Here is a 20810-nt window from a genome sequence, read left to right on the forward strand (position 1 = left end):
GACGTCTGACGCCGCTTTGTTGACTTACGGGTCAAGAAGTTGCCCGATGGATTATGCTTTTGTGTACAAAGAAAGCAAATAATGTTTTATTTTTTGTACGCATCATATGCCGCACATCAGCTATATAGATAAAACCCCACCTGCAGAAACGGCTCAGCTTGTGTACAATGCCGCCATACTTTCCTTCGTGCCTCGAGAGCCCATGAACGAACAGCTGCAACCTCTGAAGAAACCTGCGCGTGCCGGCAAGGCTGGCCGCAGCGGTACCCAGGACGATATCGTCTATGCGCACATCTTCGAGGCGATCCTCGAGCAGCGACTCGCACCGGGCACCAAGTTGAGCGAGGAAGCGCTGGGCGAGATATTCGGCGTCAGCCGCACCATCATCCGCCGTGCCCTGTCGCGCCTTGCCCACGAAAGCGTTGTGCTGCTGCGCCCCAACCGTGGTGCCGTGGTGGCCAGCCCGACGGTCGAAGAAGCCCGTCAGGTGTTCTTCTCGCGGCGCATGGTCGAACGCGCCATCACCGAACTGGCCGTGCAGCACGCCACCGTCGAGCAGCTCAACGAATTGCGGCACATGGTCCGTGAAGAGCGTGACAGCTTCTCGCGTGGTGATCGGGGTGCCGGCATCCGGCTGTCCGGGGAGTTTCACTTGAAGTTGGCCGAGGCGGCCGGCAATGCCCCGCTGGTCAGTTTTCAGCGCAGCCTGGTGTCGCAGACATCGCTGATCATTGCCCAATATGAGAGCGGCAACCGCTCGCACTGCTCTTATGACGAGCACACGCAACTGATCGATGCCATCGAGGCGCGTGATGCCGAGCAGGCGGTCAGCCTGATGATGCATCACATGGACCATATCGACAGCAAGCTCAACCTGGACGAGGAGAGCGCCTCGGACGACCTTCATGCGGTGTTTTCGCACCTGCTGAGAAAGCCCAAGGTCTCGCTGAAGGGTTGATCGTTTGCCTGGCTGAATGAGGGGCCGCTTCGCGGCCTGTCGCCGGCAATCCGGCTCCCGTGAGGTTGTGCGGGGGTCGCCTTGCCGGCGATGGGCGCCATGCGGCCCTCGTTGTTGCTGGTCATTGTTCAAAGGTCTGCTAAATTCTTGTGGGCAAACCTTCATCAAGCAGTTGGGCTTGCGCATCCGTTGCGTTCCACTTCTTGAGGAAAGGTCCATGACCATGTCTCTGGGTAAACGTATGGGTGCCGAGCTGATCGGCACCTTCTGGTTGGTACTCGGCGGCTGCGGCAGTGCGGTAATCGCAGCCAGCTCTCCCCTCGGCATCGGCGTTCTCGGTGTCGCCTTCGCTTTCGGTCTTACCGTCCTGACGATGGCATTCGCCATCGGCCACATCTCCGGTTGCCACCTGAACCCTTCTGTTTCCTTCGGGCTGGTAGTGGGCGGGCGTTTTCCGGCCAAAGAGTTGCTGCCATACGTCATCGCTCAGGTGATCGGTGCGATCATCGCGGCTGCGGTGATCTACTTCATCGCCAGCGGCAAGGCCGGCTTCGAATTGTCGGCGGGCCTGGCGTCCAATGGCTACGCCGACCACTCGCCAGGCGGTTACTCGCTGGGCGCGGGTTTTGTCAGTGAAGTGGTGATGACGGCGATGTTCCTGGTGGTGATCATGGGCGCAACTGACGCCCGGGCACCGGCGGGCTTTGCCCCCATCGCCATCGGCCTGGCCCTGACGCTGATCCACCTGATCTCGATCCCGGTGACCAACACCTCGGTCAACCCCGCGCGCAGCACGGGGCCGGCGCTGTTCGTCGGTGGCTGGGCCTTGCAGCAACTGTGGCTGTTCTGGCTGGCGCCGCTGATCGGGGCAGCGATCGGCGGCGCACTGTACCGGGGGTTGGCCAAAGCGCCTTAGCGCTGGTGCACGCAGCGGCCGGCGGCGTAGGTTTCGCGCACGGTGCGGTCGTCGCCCAGGGTGGCGAGCACGAACAAGGTCTCTTCGATGCTGCCCGACTGCTGGATACGGTAGTCGAGCAGCGGCGTGGCCTTGTAGTCGAGCACCACGAAGTCGGCATCGTTGCCGGGGCGCAGGCTGCCGATCCGGTCATCCAGGCGCAACGCACGGGCGCCGCCGAGGGTGGCCAGGTACAGCGATTTGTAGGGGTGCAGGCGCGCGCCCTGCAGCTGCATGACCTTGTACGCTTCGTTCAGGGTACTGAGCAGCGAGAAGCTGGTGCCGGCGCCGACGTCGGTGCCCAGGCCTACGTTTACCTTGAAGCGTTCGGCCTGGGGCAAGTTGAACAGGCCACTGCCCAGGAACAGGTTCGAGGTCGGGCAGAAGGCGATTGCCGAGCCGGTTTCGGACAGGCGTTGGCATTCGTCGTCGCACAGGTGCACGCCGTGGGCGAAAACGGAGCGCTCGCCGAGCAGTTCGAAGTGGTCGTAGACGTCCAGGTAACCTTTCTGCTCAGGGAACAGTTCCTTGACCCAGTCGATTTCCTTGAGGTTCTCGGACAGGTGCGTGTGCATGTAGACGCCCGGATGCTCCTTGAGCAACTGCCCGGCAAGCTTCAACTGCTGCGGGGTGCTGGTGGGGGCGAAGCGCGGGGTGACTGCGTAGTGCAGGCGGCCCTTGCCGTGCCAGCGCTCGATCAGCGCTTTGCTGTCGGTGTAGCTGGTTTCGGCGGTGTCGGTCAGGTAGTCGGGCGCGTTGCGGTCCATCATCACCTTGCCGGCGATCATCCGCAGGTCCAGGCGCTCGGCCTCCTCGAACAGTGCATTGACCGACTGCGGGTGCACACTGCCGAACACCAGGGCCGTGGTGGTGCCGTTGCGCAGCAGTTCCTTGAGGAAGATTTTCGCGACGTTGTCGGCGTGATCCTTGTCGGCGAACTGCCTTTCACAGGGGAAGGTATAGGTGTTGAGCCAGTCCAGCAGCTGTTCGCCGTAGGAACCGATCATGCCGGTCTGCGGGTAATGGATGTGGGTGTCGATGAAGCCAGGGGTAATCAGGGCGTCCTGGTAATGCACCACTTCGATGTCGGCATCCAGCGTCGGCAGCAGTTCGCTGGCATGGCCCAGTGCACTGATGCGGCCATCGTCGATCACCAGCAGGCCGTCCTCGTAGTACTCATGGGACGCGTCCAGGCCCACCTCGGCCGGGTCAGCGATGCTGTGCAGGATGGCGGCACGGTAGGCTTTGCGGGTAGCGGTCATAACTCACTCGTCAATTGGCTTGGCTGCGCCGGGACGGCGGCAGCAGTTGGGCGATGGGGCCCGCATTGACGCCAGCGTCATGCTGGCCAAAGCAGGCGTTGTAGGTGGCAATGATTTCGCCGGCGATGGACACGGCGATCTCGATCGGCAACTTGCCCTTGACCTCGGCCAGGCCCATCGGGCAGCGCATGCGCGCCATCACGGTCTCGTCGAAGCCGCGCTCGCGCAGGCGGTGCTCGAACTTGACCCGTTTGGTCTTCGAGCCGATCAGGCCGAACCAGGTGAAATCGTTGCGCTTGAGAATGGCGGCGGTCAGCTCCAGGTCGAGCTGATGGTTGTGGGTCATGACGATGCAGTAGCAACCAGGTGGCAGCTCGGCCACTTCGTCGACCGGCTCCTCGCTGACCACCTTGGTCACCCCGTTGGGGATGAGCTCGGGGAATTCCTGTTCTCGCGAATCGATCCAGCGCACCCGGCAGGGCAGGGCGGCGAGCAAGGGTACCAGAGCACGGCCGACATGGCCCGCGCCGAACACGGCGATTTGCGCCTGCACAGCGGTCATGGGCTCGAACAGCAGCACGGTGACGCCGCCACAGCACTGCCCGAGGCTGGCGCCGAGGCTGAAGCGCTCCAGGTGCGGCGTGCTGCGCTGCTCTTCAAGCATCTGCCGAGCGATGTGCAGGGCCTTGTATTCCAGGTGGCCGCCGCCGATGGTGTCGAACAGGCCGCTGGCACTGACGACCATTTTCGAGCCTGCGTTGCGCGGGGTCGAGCCGCGCTCCTCGATGATGGTCACCAGCACGCAGGCTTCGCCACGGGACTGGTGGTCGGCGAGGGCGTTGATCCATTGGTGCATGATGCAGTTCCTCATTCCAGGTGGCCTGTTCGAGCCTTGTCGCTGGCAAGCCTGGTGCCCGCAGGTACAGCGCAGGGCTTGCCGGCGATAGGGCCCGAACAGGCGCCCACCCAACCTCAGTGTGTGACGGTTTCCCGTTGCGGCTCTGCAGGCTCGGTGGCAGCCACCGCCTTGCGCATCTGCTCGCAGCCCCACAGCACCCGCTCCGGTGTCGCTGGTGCGTCGATGTTCGGTTGCAGGCGGTAACCGGCAATACTGGCCACGGCATCCTTGATCGCACACCAGGCGGCGATGCCGAGCATGAACGGTGGCTCGCCAACAGCCTTGGAGTGGAACACGGTGTCTTCCGGGTTCTTGCGGTTTTCCACCAGCTTTACCCGCAGGTCCAGCGGCATGTCGGCCACGGCCGGGATCTTGTAGCTGGCCGGGCCATTGGTCATCAGCTTGCCCTTGCTGTTCCACACCAGCTCTTCGGTGGTCAGCCAACCCATGCCCTGGATGAAGCCGCCTTCCACCTGGCCAATGTCGATGGCCGGGTTCAGCGAATCGCCGACGTCGTGCAGGATGTCGGCGCGCAGCATCTTGTACTCGCCGGTCAGGGTGTCGACGATCACTTCCACGCAGGCGGCGCCGAAGGCGAAGTAGTAGAACGGCCGGCCGCGTGCCTGGCTGCGGTCGTAGAAGATCTTGGGCGTGCGGTAGAAGCCGGTACTCGACAGGGAGACCTGGGCGAAGTACGCCTGCTGCACCAGTTGTTCGAAGCTGACGATCTGGTCACGCACGCGCACATGGCCGTTACGGAACTCGACGTCTTCCTCGGTGACCTGATAATGCCGCGCGGCAAACTCGGTCAGGCGCTTTTTGAGAATCTCGGCCGCATTCTGCGCCGCTTTGCCGTTCAGGTCGGCGCCGCTGGAGGCTGCGGTCGGCGAGGTGTTGGGCACCTTGTCGGTATTGGTGGCGGTAATCTGGATACGGCTGAAGTCAACCTGGAAAATCTGCGCCACGACCTGGGCCACCTTGGTGTTCAGGCCCTGGCCCATCTCGGTGCCGCCGTGGTTCAGGTGGATGCTGCCATCGGTGTAGATGTGAATCAGCGCACCGGCCTGGTTGAGGAAGGTGGCGGTGAACGAGATGCCGAACTTGACCGGGGTCAGCGCCAGGCCCTTCTTGAGGACCGGGCTGTTGGCGTTGAACCGGCGGATCGACTCGCGGCGTTCTGCGTAGTCGCTGCTGGCTTCCAGCTCGGCGGTCATCTCCTCGAGCATGTTGTGCTCGACGGTCTGGTAATAGTGGGTGACGTTGCGCTCGGTCTTGCCGTAGTAGTTGGCCTTGCGCACGGCCAGCGGGTCGCGCCCCAGATGGCGGGCGATATGGTCCATCACCTGCTCGATGGCAACCATGCCCTGTGGGCCGCCGAAGCCGCGGTAGGCGGTGTTGGAGGCAGTGTTGGTCTTGCAGCGGTGGCCGTGCACGGTGGCATCGCCCAGGTAGTAGGCATTGTCGGAATGGAACATGGCACGGTCGACGATCGAACCGGAAAGGTCGGGCGAGTAGCCGCAGTTGCCGGCCAGGTCCATGTTGATGCCTTGCAGGCGCCCTTCGTCATCGAAGCCGACGTCGTACTCGACATAGAAGGGGTGGCGTTTGCCGGTCATCATCATGTCTTCGACGCGCGGCAGGCGCATCTTGGTCGGCTGGCCGGTCAGGCGTGCGACCACGGCGCACAGGCAGGCCGGGCTGGCGGCCTGGGTTTCCTTGCCGCCGAAACCGCCGCCCATGCGGCGCATGTCGAGCACCACCTTGTTCATCGGCACGTCCAGCACTTCGGCGACGAGCTTCTGCACTTCGGTAGGGTTTTGCGTGGAGCAGAAGACGATCATGCCGCCGTCTTCGGTGGGCATCACCGAAGAAATCTGCGTCTCCAGGTAGAAATGCTCCTGGCCACCGATATGCAGGGTGCCCTGCAGGCGGTGCGGGGCGCTGGCCAGGGCAGTGGCCGAATCACCACGCTGGTGAGTGTGGCTGTCGAGTACGAAGTGCTTCTTGCGCAGCGCCTCGACCACGTCCAGTACCGGCTCCAGGTCTTCGTATTCGATGATCGCCGCCATGGCGGCACGGCGCGCGGTGTCCAGGTCGCGCGCGGCCACGGCGAGCACCGGCTGGCCGAAGAACTCGACCTTGTCGATGGCCAGCAGCGGGTCACCGGCCACCACCGGGCCAATGTCCTTGAGGCCTGGAATGTCTTCATGGGTGATGGCGATGCGTACCCCTTCGAAGGCATAGCACGGCGTGGTGTCGATGCGCAGGATGCGGGCGTGGGCACGGTCGGCGGTGCGCGCATAGACGTGCAACTGGTTGGGGAATTCCAGGCGGTCGTCGATGTACACCGCTTCGCCTGCCACATGCTTGTCGGCGCTGTCGTGCTTGACGCTGCGGCCGACTCCGGTGGTCAGGTCCTGGCTGAACAGTTCGGCCATCTCGGCCTGGCTCTTGACGGCGTGATGGTTAGACATAGTCGGTCACCCGGGTTTCGATGTGCGGCGTTTGCTGTTCGATGAAGTACTTGCGCAGCAGGTTCTGCGCGGTCAGCAGGCGGTATTCCTTGCTGGCGCGGAAGTCGCTGAGCGGGGTGAAGTCCTCGGCCAGGGCCTGGCAGGCGCGCTCCAGGCTCGCCTGGTTCCACGGCTTGCCGCGCAGGGCAGCTTCACAGGCGCGGGCACGTTTGGGGATCGCGGCCATGCCACCGAAGGCGATGCGTACCCCGCTGACCACGCCGTCTTCGATGCTCAGGTTGAAGGCGCCACACACAGCCGAGATGTCGTCATCCAGGCGCTTGGAGACTTTATAGGCGCGGAAGGCCCAGTCATTGCTGGCGCGCGGTACGATGATCTTCTCGATGAATTCGCTGTCCTGGCGGGCGGTGATGCGGTAGTCGATGAAGTAGTCCTCCAGCGGCATCGTGCGCTGGCGGTCGCCCTGGCGCAGCACGATCTGCGCATCGAGGGCGATCAGCAAGGGCGGTGAGTCGCCAATCGGTGAGGCGTTGCCGATGTTGCCGCCCAGGGTGCCCTGGTTGCGGATCTGCAGCGATGCAAAGCGGTGCAGCAAGTCGCCGAAATCAGGGTATTCCTCGTTGAGCGCGCCATAGCAATCGGTCAGCGGTGTGGCAGCGCCGATTTCCAGGTGGCTGGCGGTCTTGTCGATGCGTTTGAGTTCGGCCACGTGGCCGACGTAGATCATCACCGGCAAAGTCTTGTGGAACTGGGTGACCTCCAGCGCCAGGTCGGTGCCACCGGCCAGCAACCGCGCTTCGGGGTGCGAGCTGTAGAGGTCGGCCAGATCGGCTACGGTCAGCGGCACCAGGCAGCGTTTGTCGCCGCTGTTAAGCTCGCCGGTCTGGGTCGGCTCGATAGCTTTGAGGCGGCTGATGGTCTGGGCCTTCTGCGCGTCGAACTGATCGCGGCACGGCTGGCGGCAGCTCTGTTCGGCGGCATCGAGAATCGGCCGGTAGCCAGTGCAGCGGCACAGGTTGCCCGCCAGCGCTTCCTGGGCCTGATGCAGGTCGTGGCCCTGGCTGTTCTTCTGCAGGGCGAACAACGACATGACGAAGCCTGGGGTACAGAAGCCGCATTGCGAACCATGGCAGTCGGCCATGGCTTGTTGCACGCTGTGCAGTTCGCCCTGGTGCTTGAGGCCCTCGACGCTGATCAGCTGCTTGCCATGCAGCGACGAAACGAAGGTCAGGCAGGAGTTGAGGCTGCGGTAGCGCAGGCTGTCCTGGCCTTGATCATCCTGGGTCAGCTCGCCGACCACCACGGTGCAGGCGCCACAGTCGCCGCTGGCGCAGCCTTCTTTGGTGCCGGGTTTGCCCAGGTGCTCACGCAGGTACTGCAGCACCGTCATGTTCGGGTCCAGGGCGTGCTCGCTGCGCAGCTCCTGGTTGACGAGAAACTGGATCACGGGGATGGCCTCGCAATGGTTTTATTGTTGTTGAGCGGACAATAAGCAGAGCTGACACGCTGGTCAATAATTTTCTGACTTAAGGGTCAAGAAATTCTCCGCACGAAGGTCTGGCCGCCCAGCCTGCCGATATATAAAGCATAGATCGGGCCGCCTTTACCGTTGCCTGGCAGCACAAATAAAGGCTGTCGCTCCTCTGCGCGACGGCTGGCCAATTGCGCTACAATCGCCCACTTGTGCCCAGTTCAATGATTTCGAAGGAAAACCATGACGTTCAAGGCGCCGGACAGCCTCTCCGAGCAGATCGCCGACTACCTGGCCGAACGCATCATCCGCGGCGAGCTCGCGCCGGGTGAGCGCATCCAGGAGCAGAAGGTCACCCAGGCGCTGAATGTCAGCCGCGGCTCGGTGCGTGAAGCGTTGTTGATCCTCGAACGTCGCCATCTGGTTGCGATCCTGCCGCGCCGCGGCGCTCATGTGACCCGGCTCGACGAACGCAGTGTGCGCAGCCTGTGTGCCCTCATGGGCGAGTTCTACATTCTGCTGGGTAATGCCGTTGCCCAGAAATGGCGCCTCGATGCAGACCTGCGCCCGTTTCTGGACATCCAGCAACGCCTGCAGCAGGCCCGTGAACGGGGTGACATCAAAGCCTTCGTCGCCGACAGTTTTGCTGTAATGCGCGCCGCCTATCCGTTCGCCGACAATCCTTACCTGCAGGAAACCGTCGAAAACCTGCAGCCGGCCATGAGCCGAGCCTATTATCTGGCCCTCGATCAGCGCCAAGCCAACATGCTCGATTACCTTGACCTGTTCGCCCACCTGCTAGACGCCGTGGTGGCCCGTGAACTGCCGCGCATCCGCGAGGTACTCACCGCCTATTGCCAGCGCAGTTGCGAGCTGGTGCTGGCGGCGCTGGCCCGAGGCTGACCGATGCGCCTGAAGTGCATTCGCCTGGCTGGGTTCAAGTCGTTCGTTGACCCGACCACCGTCAATTTCCCCAGCAACATGGCCGCCGTGGTCGGCCCCAATGGTTGCGGCAAGTCCAATATCATCGATGCGGTGCGCTGGGTGATGGGCGAAAGCTCGGCGAAGAACCTGCGCGGTGAGTCGATGACCGATGTCATCTTCAATGGCTCCACCAGCCGCAAGCCGGTCAGCCAGGCCAGCATCGAGCTGGTCTTCGACAACAGCGAGACCACGCTGCTGGGCGAATATGCCGCCTACGCGGAAATCTCCATCCGCCGCAAGGTCACCCGTGACGGGCAGAACACCTATTACCTGAACGGCACCAAATGCCGCCGCCGCGACATCACCGACATCTTCCTCGGCACTGGCCTGGGCCCGCGCAGCTACTCGATCATCGAACAGGGCATGATCTCCAAGCTGATCGAGGCCAAGCCCGAGGAGCTGCGCAACTTCATCGAGGAGGCGGCGGGCATCTCCAAGTACAAGGAGCGCCGCCGCGAAACCGAAAGCCGCATCCGCCGCACCCAGGAGAACCTGGCGCGCCTGACCGACCTGCGCGATGAGCTTGAGCGCCAGCTCGAACGCCTGCACCGCCAGGCGCAGGCCGCTGAGAAATACCGTGAGTACAAGGCGCAGGAGCGTCAGCTCAAAGCGCGTCTGGCGGCGCTGCGCTGGCGTGATCTGGATGAGCGCGTGCGCCAGCGCGAGTCGGTGATCGGCGATCAGGATGTGGCGCATGAGGCGCTGGTGGCCGAACAGCGCAACGCCGATGCGAGCATCGAGCGGCTGCGTGACGGCCATCATGAGCTGTCCGAGCGCTTCAACCAGGTGCAGGGCCGCTTCTATTCGGTGGCCGGCGACATCGCCCGGGTCGAGCAGAGCATTCAGCACGGTCAGCAGCGCCTGCGCCAATTGCAGGATGACCTGAAGGAAGCCGAGCGCACGCGCCAGGAAACCGAGTCGCACCTTGGGCATGACCGCACCCTGCTGGCGACCCTCGGTGAAGAGCTGGCGATGCTCGAACCGGAGCAGGAAATGACCCTGGCCGCAGCCGAAGAGGCTGCCGCCACCCTCGAAGAGGCCGAGCTGGGCATGCACGGCTGGCAGGAGCAGTGGGACAGCTTCAACACCCGCTCTGCCGAGCCGCGGCGCCAGGCCGAAGTGCAGCAGTCGCGCCTGCAGCAACTGGAAGCCAGCCTGGAGCGCTTGGCCGAGCGCCAGCGCAAGTTGGGTGAGGAACGCGACCAGTTGGGCGCTGACCCGCAGGAAAGCGCCATGCTGGAGCTGTCCGAGCAGTTGGCTGCCAGCGAGATGCTGCTTGAAGAGCTGCAATTGTCTGAAGAACAGGTGGTCGAGCGCCTGGAGGGCCTGCGCGCGCAATTGCAGGAGGCGACCCAGGCTCAGCAGCAACAGCAAGGCGACTTGCAGCGCCTGGGCGGCCGCCTGGCATCCCTGGAGGCGTTGCAACAGGCTGCGCTCGAACCCGGTGCAGGAGCTGCGGACTGGTTGCGCGAGCAAGGGCTGGAGCAGCGGCCACGCCTGGCGCAAGGGTTGCGTGTGGAGACGGGTTGGGAGCTGGCGGTGGAAACCGTATTGGGCGCTGACCTGCAAGCGGTGCTGGTGGACGGCTTCAACGGCTTGGATTTTGCCGGGCTGGAGCAAGGCGAGTTGCGTCTGTTGGTGGCGGGGCATGAAGGTGCGCGCCGGCCCGGCAGCTTGCTCGACAAGGTCGAGGGGGCCACCGACCTGGCCCCTTGGCTGGCCCAGGTGCGGCCAGTCGAAGACCTGGCTCAAGCCCTCGCTGAGCGCGCCGGCCTTGGCGAAGGCCAGAGCGTGGTCAGCCGCGACGGCTTTTGGGTTGGTCGGCATTTTCTGCGCGTCAGCCGCGGCAGCGAAGCCCAGGGTGGGGTACTGGCGCGGGCGCAGGAAATCGAGCGCCTCGGCCAGGAACAGCTGGAGCTGGAAGCTACGCTGGAACAGACGGAGCAGCAGCTGCAAGCCTTGCGTGAGCAGCAACTGGGCCTGGAAGAGCAGCGCGAGCAGCTGCGCCGGCGCACCCAGGAAGAAAGCCGCCAGCATGGCGAGTTCAAGGCCAGCCTTTCGGCAGGCCGGGCCCGTGCCGAACAGGTCGAGCTGCGTCGGCGCCGGCTGCAGGAAGAATTGAGCGAACTTCAGGAGCAGCGCGCCCTGGAGCAAGAGCAACTGGGCGAAGCCCGCCTGGTGCTGCAGGAGGCTCTGGATCTGATGGCCCAGGACACCGAGCAACGCGAACAGTTGATGGCCCGCCGCGATACCTTGCGCGAAGGCCTTGACCGGGTCCGCCAGGAAGCTCGCCAGCACAAGGATCATGCCCACCAGTTGGCTGTGCGCCTGGGTTCGCTGCGCGCCCAGCACGACTCGACCCGCCAGGCACTGGAGCGCCTGGAGCTACAGGCGGCCCGCCTGAGTGAGCGGCAGGAGCAGTTGAGCCTGAACCTGGAAGAGGGCGAGGCGCCGCTGGAAGAGCTGCGCCTGAAGCTGGAAGAACTGCTTGAGCGGCGCATGAGCGTCGACGAAGAAATGCGCCAGGCGCGCCTGCACATGGACGACGCCGATCGCGCCCTGCGCGACGCCGAAAAGCGCCGCACCCAGGCCGAGCAGCAGGCGCAGTTGCTGCGCGGCCAGCTCGAGCAGCTGCGCCTGGAGTGCCAGGGGCTGGATGTGCGGCGCAAGACCTTGCAGGAGCAATTGTTGGCCGACGGCTACGACCTGCAGGGTGTGCTTGCCACTGTCGAGGCCGAGGCCAGCGAACAGGGCACCGAGCAGGAACTGGAGCAGATCGACGCCCGTATTCAGCGCCTGGGCGCGATCAACCTGGCTGCGATCGAGGAGTACGAACAGCAATCCGAGCGCAAGCGCTACCTGGATGCCCAGGACGCCGATCTGGTCGAGGCGCTTGAGACGCTGGAAAACGTCATCCGCAAGATCGACAAGGAAACCCGCACCCGCTTCAAGGATACCTTTGATCAGATAAATGCCGGATTACAGGCACTTTTCCCAAAAGTTTTCGGTGGTGGCAGCGCTTATCTGGAACTGACGGGCGAAGATTTACTCGATACAGGGGTGACGATCATGGCGCGCCCGCCGGGCAAGAAGAACAGCACCATCCATCTGCTGTCCGGCGGCGAGAAGGCACTGACCGCATTGGCGCTGGTGTTTGCCATTTTCAAGCTGAACCCCGCACCGTTCTGCATGCTCGACGAGGTCGATGCGCCGCTGGACGATGCCAACGTCGGCCGGTATGCCCGGTTGGTCAAGGAGATGAGTGAAAGCGTGCAGTTCATCTACATCACGCACAACAAGATTGCCATGGAGATGGCGGATCAATTGATGGGGGTGACCATGCACGAGCCTGGGTGTTCACGTCTCGTTGCAGTGGATGTGGAGGAGGCACTGGCCATGGTCGACGCCTGATGAGCCAAGAGAAGGCGGAATGTGCAGGTAAATGCCCCCGCCATGTGCGACAGACGGTGTAAAGTTGTCTTTGGTCGTGCTAGCTTAATGTCACTCGTTTTATGCGTGGGTAAAACGCCTGTCAGAACATAGAGTTGGCGCCACGTGTTAAAGGGCTTTGAAGCCTTTGTTTTCAAGCATATTTTTATAGAGGCACGGGATTACATGGAAATCGGTCTGCGCGAGTGGCTGATCCTCATCGGCATCATTGTCATCGCCGGTATTCTTTTCGACGGCTGGCGCCGCATGCGCGGCGGAAAAGGCAAGTTGAAATTCCGTCTGGATCGCAGTTATTCCAACCTCCCGGACGAGGAAGGCAGCGCTGAGGTGCTGGGCCCGTCGCGTGTGCTCGATACCCAGAAGGAGCCGGAGCTGGATGAAAGCGACCTGCCGTCGCTCAGTGCGCCGGCGCGTGAGCGTGAGCGCGAGCAGAAACCGGCCAAGGCCAGCAAGCGTGGCAAGCGTGCCGCTGAAGTGCAGCCGCAGGGCGACCTGGACCTGGTGGCCGAGCCGCGCGAGCCCGACTTGTTCGCCGATGCCGACGATGATTTCGCTGCCGATAACAACCGCAACGGTGGTTTTGCTGCCGCGGGCAGTGCTGCCAAGGAGCTGCCACCGGTCGAAGAGGTGCTGGTGATCAGCGTCATCTCGCGTGATGAAGGTGGCTTCAAGGGCCCGGCGCTGCTGCAGAACATTCTTGAAAGTGGTTTGCGCTTCGGCGAGATGGACATCTTCCATCGCCATGAAAGCATGGCCGGTCACGGCGAAGTCCTGTTCTCCATGGCCAACGCTGTCAAGCCCGGCATCTTTGACTTGGACGACATCGATCACTTCAGCACGCGCGCGGTCAGCTTCTTCCTCGGGCTGCCAGGCCCGCGCCATCCGAAGCAGGCCTTCGATGTGATGGTCGCCGCAGCGCGCAAGCTGGCCCACGAGCTCAATGGTGAGCTCAAGGATGACCAGCGCAGCGTGCTGACCGCCCAGACCATCGAGCATTACCGCCAGCGCATCGTCGAGTTCGAGCGCCGCGCGCTGACCCAGAAACGCTGATGTCATCGAGCGAGCGGACCATGCCCTGGTCTTGCTCGCTTCGTTTCAAGCGCAAGAGCAGCCTAGGGCTGATGCCAATCAGTGAGTGCGAGCAGGGCTGTTCTGCAGCCCATCGCCGCCAAGCCAGCCCCACAGCCGCAGCGCAGGCCTCTGGCGCTGCGCCATCTCTGTGGGAGCTGGCTTGTCGGCGATGGGCCGCAGAGCGGCCCCAAACCGCTTGCCTGACTGGCGTTGAGCCAAGGGCTGCTCTTGTGCTTCGCAAGAGAACCTGAAGAATGAACGCCGAATCCCGAATCCACGCGCTGCGCGCCGAGCTCGACCAGCACAACTACCGCTACTACGTACTCGACGAGCCCAGCGTACCGGACGCCGAATACGACCGCTTGTTCAACGAACTCAAGGCGCTCGAAGCCGAACACCCGCACCTGGTCACCCCCGACTCGCCCACTCAACGCGTCGGCGGTACCGCCCTGGCCGCGTTCAGCCAGGTGCGCCACGAAGTGCCGATGCTCAGCTTGGGCAACGCCTTCGAGGAAGCCGACCTGCGTGAATTCGGCCGCCGTGTGGTGGAGGGTCTCGACCAGCCGGGCGCGGTCGATTACAGCTGCGAGCCCAAGCTCGACGGCCTGGCGGTCAGCCTGCTCTACCGCGATGGCCAGCTGGTGCAGGGTGCGACCCGGGGGGACGGCACCACCGGCGAAGACATCAGCGCCAATGTGCGTACCGTGCGCAACATCCCGCTCAAGCTGCAGGGCGAAGGCTGGCCGGCGGTGCTCGAAGTGCGTGGTGAAGTGTTCATGAGCAAGGCGGGTTTCGACCGCCTCAACGCGGCCCAGGCTGAGGCCGGTGGCAAGACCTTTGCCAACCCGCGCAACGCCGCTGCCGGCAGCCTGCGCCAGTTGGACTCGAAAATCACCGCCAGCCGCCCGCTGGAGTTCTGCTGCTATGGCGTTGGTCAGGTATCGGCAAGCATTGGCGAGAGCCATATTGGTATCCTCGAACAGCTCAAAGCATGGGGCCTGCCGATCAGTCGTGAGCTCAGGCATGCGGCCGGTATCGAGGAGTGCCTGGCTTACTACCGCGACATCGGCGAACGGCGCAACAGCCTGCCGTACGAAATCGATGGGGTGGTGTTCAAGGTCAACAGCCTGGCCTCCCAGCGCGAGCTGGGTTTTCGCGCCCGCGAGCCGCGTTGGGCCATCGCCCACAAGTTCCCGGCCATGGAAGAGCTCACCGAGGTACTGGATGTCGAATTCCAGGTCGGGCGTACGGGGGCGGTCACGCCGGTCGCACGCCTCAGGCCGGTCAAGGTGGCTGGCGTGACCGTGTCCAACGCCACCTTGCACAACATGGATGAGATTGCCCGCCTGGGCCTGCGCATCGGCGATACGGTGATTATCCGCCGTGCGGGTGACGTGATCCCGCAAGTCATGCAGGTGGTGCTTGACCGCCGTCCTGAAGACGCCCGCCCGGTGCAGGTGCCAAGCGCGTGCCCGGTGTGCGGTTCCCAGGTCGAGCGCACCCAGTTGGTCAAGCGCAGCAAAGGCAAGGAAACCACCAGCGAAGGCGCGGTGTACCGTTGTGTCGGCCGTCTGGCCTGTGGCGCCCAGCTCAAGCAGGCGATCATTCACTATGTTTCGCGGCGCGCCATGGATATCGACGGCCTGGGCGAGAAGAGCGTCGAGCAGTTGGTGGACGAAGGCCTGATCGGTTCGCCGGCGGACCTCTACAAACTGCAGTTCGAGCAGATCGTCGGTCTGGAAGGTTTCGCCGAAGTCTCCAGCAAGAAGCTGCTGGATGCCATCGAGGCCAGCAAGCGCCCGAGCCTGGCGCGCTTCATCTATGCCCTGGGCATTCCGGACGTGGGCGAGGAGACCGCCAAGGTGCTGGCCCGCTCGCTGGGCAGCCTGGCGCGGGTGCAGCAGGCGTTGCCGCAGGTGCTGACGTACCTGCCGGACATTGGTCTGGAAGTGGCCTACGAGATCCACAACTTCTTTGAAGACGAACACAACTGCAAGGTCATCGAGCAGTTGCTCGCTTGCGGTATGCAGTTGCAGGACGAAGGCGAGTTGGCGGCAGAGTTCGCTGCGAGCACCACCCTGGCCGGGATGATCGCCAAGCTCGACATCCCTTCGGTCGGGCCAACCGGCGCGCAGAAGCTGGTAGCCAAGCTGGACAGCCTGGAAAAGATCATCGCCGCCGATGGCATCGACCTGCGCCAGGCACTGGCGGCGAAACAGGCCGAAGCCGTGCGCGAATTCTTCAAGGAGGAGGCCAACCAAAAGCTGGCCAGAGACATCGAAGCTCAGTTGCTGGCGTTCGGCATGCACTGGACCAGCCAGAAGAAGGTCGCCGAGGGCTTGCCCCTGGCTGGCCAGACCTGGGTGCTGACCGGCACGCTGGAGCGTATGAGCCGCGATATCGCCAAGGAGAAGCTGGAAAGTCTGGGTGCCAAGGTGGCCGGTTCGGTGTCGGGCAAGACACACTGCGTGGTCGCTGGCCCAGGCGCGGGCTCCAAATTGGCCAAGGCCAGTGAACTCGGGGTCAAGGTACTGGATGAGGACGCGTTCGTCGTGTTTCTGGGCGAGCAGGGCATTGCCATCTGATCGTCCAGGCCTCATCGCCCCCAGGCTCGGCGCAGCCCCTGTGGAAGCCGGCTTGCCGGCGATGAGGCCAGGCCAGGCCCCTTGATCTGGACAAGTCATTGAGAAATGATGACTTTTTCTCCGGTTAAAGGTTGTAACTTCGCCCCAGACCGGTACAATGGCGCGGCTCGCTACTTGGCGAGCCGCGTAGTGGTGGCCCCATCGGTCCCCCCGCATTGATTACCCGTTAACCTGGTCAGGCCCGGAAGGGAGCAGCCATAGCGGGAACATCGAGTGCCGGGGTGTGGCTGGTGGGGCCGCCTCCATTACGCAAGTCCTTGAATTCTCAGGGATTTCTCGCTCAAAAATCTCAAAGTGTGACAACGTTTAGGTACACCTAGGTGGTGCACTGTGCTTGCCATTTTAGATCCTTTCCGTTTGGGCTACTACCCTCTGTTGTGTACTGTTCTGCCGCTTTATGGCATAGGCGCACAAGATTCTCCTTTGTGATCATCGAAAAAAAAGTACCAGAGCATTGGATTTCCGGTCCAGCAGCGTATAGTTGTGTCCAGTAAAGACAGGTTGCCGGGATGGATTTGTAGCATCGAAAGTCATGCAGGAGTTTCGAGATTACTGATGCGTAACGGAGAAGGTTGAATCCGAGTTGAATAGAATTTGTTAGTAATCAATCCAAAAAGAGTTAACGAAGAGATTCAGGACAAGCCGCATTGGTATAACTATTATGCGGGGTACTCTCATTCGTTCGCTATGAATGTCATCCAGGGGGCTGGGCTCACTGACTCATCCGTGATCCTGGATCCATGGAATGGTGCTGGCACGACTTCACTGATGGCGTCAATAGCGGGTTATGATTCTATCGGTGTTGACTTAAATCCTGTGATGAAAGTCATAGCCAGAGCAAAGCAGTCCACGAGTAGCGACGTTCAGAAGATTGAACAGAAGCTTGCTAAGATTTCGACTGTCCGTATAGGCGGCGTAAGTGAGGCCGATCCTCTCAGGCAGTGGTTTTTACATGCTGGTGTGCGTGCTATACGAAAAGTCGAGCGCCTAATTCTTGATGGTGCGGTGCATAAAAGTGTTGCAGATAAAGTCAATTCGCTATCTGCAAGTGATTGTGTTCTCTATACAGCTCTATTCAATTGCGTGCGTGGATATCTGAAGGACTTTATTCCGTCTAATCCGACTTGGATAAAGAAACCCAAGAGTGAATGCGATAAGGTTGATGTGAATTGGAAGAAATTCAAATCGCGCTTTTTGACTATCGTAAATGAAATGATAAATGGGCTGCACCTCAATGAGCATGACTGGGATGAGAGGCGTGCTTCGCTTCTCATTGCGTCGTCTGAGCAACTGCCTTTGCCGGATATGAGCGTTGACTTAGTGCTCACTTCGCCCCCGTACTGCACGAGAATTGACTATGGCGTAGCTACTATGCCGGAGTTGGCAATTGTGTCCGGATTGATCATTGATGAGTCCGATAAAATCAGGCGGGCTTTGATGGGAACCACTACGGTTCCGAAAATGGCCGATAGTCTATGTCATGAGCAGTTCGGTTGTGTGTGTGCTAAGTTTTTGGATGCCGTGAAATCCCATTCTTCGAAAGCATCTGCCACATATTACTATAAGAATTTTGTACAGTACTTTACAGCGCTTGCCAAGTCTTTGCTCGAAGTGAGTAGGGTGATGAAGCGTGGAGCTTCGTTTGTTTGTGTTGTTCAGGACTCATTTTACAAAGACCTGCACTGCGACTTGCCTGGGATCATTATCGAGTTGGGGCAATTATATGGATTGGAATTGCAGCAGCGGCATGACTTTGAAAGTAAGCAAAATATGGTCAATATAAACGGTCGAAGTAAGAGCTACAGAAAGCAGAGTACCGCTTATGAAAGTGTACTGGTATTGGCTAAGTGAGGAAACAGAATGGCTCAGGATGATTTGATACTCGCGTTGGAGTCCAAGGTCGAAAAGGTTCATACCCAAAGCCTTGACCTGTCCTTCAATGAGTTGTTAGATATGCATGCGGACGGCGAACTAGATATTAACCCAGACTACCAGCGGTTGTTCCGGTGGAGCCAGGGTGCACAGTCCCGCTTCATTGAGTCATTGCTGCTCGAAATGCCCGTTCCACCGATCTATGTTGTCGAAGACGACAATGGTAAGTATCAGTTAATTGATGGGCTTCAGCGTTTCTCTTCCTATCTTCATCTTCGGGGGAAGCTTGATGCTCCCCACCTTCTTGAGCCGATTCGCAAGGGTGACAATCTTAAGCTCCAAGAGTGTGATATTGTTGAGGACCTGAACGGTCTCACGTATGAAGCGTTGCCAACAGCGTTGAAGATACGCCTAAAGCGAGCGTTTGTGCGCGTCGAGGTGGTTCGTAAGGGTAGCGACAACAAATTTCGCTATCATATGTTCAAGCGTTTAAATACTGGTGGTGAAGCATTAACAAGCCAGCAGTTGCGTAATTGTACTATTCGAATGCTTGACTCGACCTTCATTGATTTTATTATAAAGTTGAGCAAGAAGAATGATTTTGTAGTCTGCACCAAGAGGATTTCTGAGCAGCAAAAGCTTGGTGCTTTCGATCAGGAATTGGTTTTGAGGTACTTTGCCCTAAAAAATTATAAGAGCAAATTTGTCCATGATGTTTCTGATTTTCTAACGGAGTACATGGAGAAGGTATCTGATCCAGAGTCGGATGTCGATTTCGATTATGCTGCGGAAGAAGCCGGGTTCGACACGGTATTTTCCCTGCTACAACAGACTCTGGGTGAGAAAAGCTTCGGGCGGTCGGGCAAGACCGGAATTCAATCTAACTTTGCAGTTTACCATTTTGAGGCCATCTGTACCGGCTTGCAGCCCTATCTCCCGAAAATCGATTTGGGTAATGCTCTTCAGCTAGCGGCCATCAATGCTAAGTTGATGGAGATTAAGTGCGATGACGAATTTATTGCTCAAACCACAGGTGGCGGAAAAAACTCACCTGGTCAACTGGCGAGCAGAATTGGCATAGTTGAAAAAAAATTGGCTGAGTTGAAATTATGACTCTGGCAATATTTCAAGAACAAATCGAGATGGAGCGAGACTGGCGTGAGTCAGAAATAAGGTTTCTCCATAACGTTCAAGAGACGATGGGCTTGACGGACCGACAAAGAGTGCGTCGCTCTATCGTTTGTTTGCTCTATGCTCATGTGGAGGGATTTGTAAAGTTTGCCTTCTCGCTTTACGTTGATCAAATAAATAACCAGTTCTTGAAATGCAAGGATGTCAGTTCTGCTATCGCCGCTGCTGCTTTTTCTAAAGAATTTAAAGCTCTTAAGGATGTCAATAAAAAAAGTGCATTCTTTATAAATAGCTTGCCGGAAGACAAGCATCTGCATAGCTTTGCTCGTGAAATGGATTTTGTTTCAAGTATTGAGAATTTTTACGAACACCCGGTTTTTATTGGTGAGGACTACATCAATACAGAAAACAACGTTGGGCGAGAGGTTATTGAAAAAATGCTTTTTCAAGTTGGGCTTGCGTATACTGATCTTCGCGAAGTGTATGCACCGCTCAATAGACTTCTAAATGTACGTAACGATATTGCTCATGGAAAGCGGAAGCAAGGTATTGAAGATGCAGACTATCAAGTGTTTTTAGAGTGCTGTCGATCAGTAATTGAGGGGGTTTCCCGGCGACTGACCACAGCTTTTGGAAATGAGCAATTCCGCAGGTAGGTGTGTCAGAAGCGTGAACTGTAAGAGCTGATTTTTATGGCCGAGTCTATGAAGCGTGTTTTAGTGTGGGGCGTAGAGCACGCACGCAATCTCGCGCTTGCCTGATCTTCTATTGGTAGCCTCGATGCGGGGCTGTGGTTAACGCTTCTGGCTGGCCCATAGCGAGCTGTACAGCACGATTTCAGAATATCTGATGGGACAGGGCAGCACGACACGGAGCGACGACGATCGCCCCGTACGAAAACCCAAGCGCTGTGAACTGCTAGTGGCGAATGACAGCTCAAGACGGGCCATTAGGCGGGATACGGTCATAGGTTGAAATGCACTGCCCCGAGCCGTGGTAACACCCTTTGAGTTGAGGCACTGAGCGATGGCAGCAAGCGAAGTGCAGCCATCGTACAGGCACGCCTTGATGTGGTGAGCGACAGCATCAGCTCGATTGTCAGCATTCACCTTCTTAGCCTCCACTGCGGCTCCATTGCCTACGGCCCAAGCTCTCGCACGGGCAGCATCGCGACGGGCAATCTTTTCCGTAAGCGCTCCATGAACCCCACATTCAAAGCGCTTACCTGATCCCCGATGCTGTGCTCCCTATTTCTTTCTGGGGCTCGCCGACCATGATGCGACCCGACGCCATAGTCGAAATAGTGTACCTCTACCCCAAGCCCGTCGACTTTCGAAAATCCATCGATGGCCTGGCCGCGCTGGTCGAAACTCGATATCAAGGTGGCGGTGTTCGACCCAGTGCTTTTCGTCTTCCTCAACAAGCCGCGCAACCGCGTGAAGATCCTGTATTGGGGTGTGTCACTAACGCAGGCGTAAGGTAAGCGTTCCATAAACCCCACATTCAAAGCGCTCAGCTGATTACCGATGCTGTGCTCCCGATTTCTTTGTAAGTGCTCCATGAACCCCACATTCAAAGCGCTTACCTGATGCCCGATGCTGTGCTCCCGATTTCCTTCTGGAGCCAGCCCTGCATGATG

General features: G+C 60.0%; 14 protein-coding genes and 1 other RNA gene. 10 read left to right on the forward strand and 5 right to left on the reverse strand.

The annotated features are described in order from the left end of the window. Positions 1-202 precede the first annotated feature (202 nt). Entirely contained in the window at positions 203-958 is a 756-nt protein-coding gene (locus ACIPZC_RS14155) for a GntR family transcriptional regulator (RefSeq protein ID WP_400627559.1), read from the forward strand. A gap of 217 nt (positions 959-1175) precedes the next feature. Further along, positions 1176-1874 (forward strand): aquaporin Z, encoded by a 699-nt coding sequence (gene aqpZ / locus ACIPZC_RS14160; protein WP_400627561.1) that lies wholly within the window; start codon positions 1176-1178, stop codon positions 1872-1874. Here the strand turns inward: aqpZ and guaD are convergent. The 4 genes from guaD to xdhA form a co-directional block, all read right to left on the reverse strand. Continuing rightward, a complete protein-coding gene (gene guaD / locus ACIPZC_RS14165) occupies positions 1871-3175 on the reverse strand; it encodes a guanine deaminase (protein WP_400627563.1) in 1305 nt (434 codons plus the stop codon). The two genes, aqpZ and guaD, sit on opposite strands and share 4 nt — an antisense overlap. 10 nt (positions 3176-3185) lie before the next feature. Beyond that, positions 3186-4031, reverse strand: a complete 846-nt coding sequence (gene xdhC, locus ACIPZC_RS14170; protein ID WP_267817599.1) for a xanthine dehydrogenase accessory protein XdhC — start codon at positions 4029-4031, stop codon at positions 3186-3188. Between the two features lie 116 nt (positions 4032-4147). Next, positions 4148-6547: a xanthine dehydrogenase molybdopterin binding subunit gene (gene xdhB / locus ACIPZC_RS14175; RefSeq protein WP_400627566.1), complete on the reverse strand. Its 2400-nt coding sequence runs from the start codon at positions 6545-6547 to the stop codon at positions 4148-4150. After that, a complete protein-coding gene (gene xdhA, locus ACIPZC_RS14180; RefSeq protein WP_241804513.1) occupies positions 6540-7994 on the reverse strand; it encodes a xanthine dehydrogenase small subunit in 1455 nt (484 codons plus the stop codon). Before xdhA ends, xdhB begins: the two co-directional genes overlap by 8 nt. Before the next feature lie 267 nt (positions 7995-8261). Here xdhA and ACIPZC_RS14185 point away from each other — a divergent pair, with 267 nt between their 5' ends. From ACIPZC_RS14185 to ACIPZC_RS14220, 8 genes are all read left to right on the forward strand, one after another. Beyond that, positions 8262-8921, forward strand: a complete 660-nt coding sequence (locus tag ACIPZC_RS14185) for a GntR family transcriptional regulator (protein WP_267817593.1) — start codon at positions 8262-8264, stop codon at positions 8919-8921. A gap of 3 nt (positions 8922-8924) precedes the next feature. After that, positions 8925-12413, forward strand: coding sequence for a chromosome segregation protein SMC (gene smc / locus ACIPZC_RS14190; RefSeq protein ID WP_400627569.1), 3489 nt, complete (start codon positions 8925-8927; stop codon positions 12411-12413). A 204-nt stretch (positions 12414-12617) separates the two neighbouring features. Next, positions 12618-13502: a cell division protein ZipA gene (gene zipA / locus ACIPZC_RS14195; protein ID WP_241804510.1), complete on the forward strand. Its 885-nt coding sequence runs from the start codon at positions 12618-12620 to the stop codon at positions 13500-13502. A gap of 275 nt (positions 13503-13777) precedes the next feature. Next, positions 13778-16108, forward strand: coding sequence for an NAD-dependent DNA ligase LigA (ligA, locus tag ACIPZC_RS14200; RefSeq protein WP_349976136.1), 2331 nt, complete (start codon positions 13778-13780; stop codon positions 16106-16108). Positions 16109-16307: 199 nt separating this feature from the next. After that, positions 16308-16404, forward strand: an RNA gene (gene ffs, locus ACIPZC_RS14205) — signal recognition particle sRNA small type. Positions 16405-16894: 490 nt separating this feature from the next. Next, positions 16895-18019 carry a hypothetical protein gene (locus ACIPZC_RS14210; RefSeq protein WP_400627572.1) on the forward strand — a complete coding sequence of 375 codons (1125 nt, stop codon included), beginning with the start codon at positions 16895-16897 and terminating at the stop codon, positions 18017-18019. Between the two features lie 9 nt (positions 18020-18028). Continuing rightward, entirely contained in the window at positions 18029-19153 is a 1125-nt protein-coding gene (locus tag ACIPZC_RS14215) for a DUF262 domain-containing protein (protein WP_400627574.1), read from the forward strand. Further along, positions 19150-19827: an MAE_28990/MAE_18760 family HEPN-like nuclease gene (locus tag ACIPZC_RS14220; RefSeq protein ID WP_400627576.1), complete on the forward strand. Its 678-nt coding sequence runs from the start codon at positions 19150-19152 to the stop codon at positions 19825-19827. Before ACIPZC_RS14215 ends, ACIPZC_RS14220 begins: the two co-directional genes overlap by 4 nt. Positions 19828-20309: 482 nt before the next feature. Here the strand turns inward: ACIPZC_RS14220 and ACIPZC_RS14225 are convergent. Continuing rightward, positions 20310-20810 (reverse strand): hypothetical protein (locus ACIPZC_RS14225; protein WP_400627578.1); only part of this gene is annotated, 501 nt, incomplete at its 5' end.

It is taken from the genome of Pseudomonas sp. NPDC089743 (assembly GCF_044748785.1).
Taxonomy (GTDB): Bacteria; Pseudomonadota; Gammaproteobacteria; order Pseudomonadales; family Pseudomonadaceae; genus Aquipseudomonas; species Aquipseudomonas putida_X.

Coding starts and splice junctions, on each gene's coding strand:
- ACIPZC_RS14220 (WP_400627576.1), top strand. CDS start 19,150: ATGACTCTGGCAATATTTCAAGAACAAATCGAGATGGAGCGAGACTGG.
- ACIPZC_RS14215 (WP_400627574.1), top strand. CDS start 18,029: ATGGCTCAGGATGATTTGATACTCGCGTTGGAGTCCAAGGTCGAAAAG.
- xdhC (WP_267817599.1), bottom strand. CDS start 4,031: ATGCACCAATGGATCAACGCCCTCGCCGACCACCAGTCCCGTGGCGAA.
- aqpZ (WP_400627561.1), top strand. CDS start 1,176: ATGACCATGTCTCTGGGTAAACGTATGGGTGCCGAGCTGATCGGCACC.
- xdhB (WP_400627566.1), bottom strand. CDS start 6,547: ATGTCTAACCATCACGCCGTCAAGAGCCAGGCCGAGATGGCCGAACTG.
- ACIPZC_RS14155 (WP_400627559.1), top strand. CDS start 203: ATGAACGAACAGCTGCAACCTCTGAAGAAACCTGCGCGTGCCGGCAAG.
- ligA (WP_349976136.1), top strand. CDS start 13,778: ATGAACGCCGAATCCCGAATCCACGCGCTGCGCGCCGAGCTCGACCAG.
- zipA (WP_241804510.1), top strand. CDS start 12,618: ATGGAAATCGGTCTGCGCGAGTGGCTGATCCTCATCGGCATCATTGTC.
- guaD (WP_400627563.1), bottom strand. CDS start 3,175: ATGACCGCTACCCGCAAAGCCTACCGTGCCGCCATCCTGCACAGCATC.
- ACIPZC_RS14185 (WP_267817593.1), top strand. CDS start 8,262: ATGACGTTCAAGGCGCCGGACAGCCTCTCCGAGCAGATCGCCGACTAC.
- smc (WP_400627569.1), top strand. CDS start 8,925: ATGCGCCTGAAGTGCATTCGCCTGGCTGGGTTCAAGTCGTTCGTTGAC.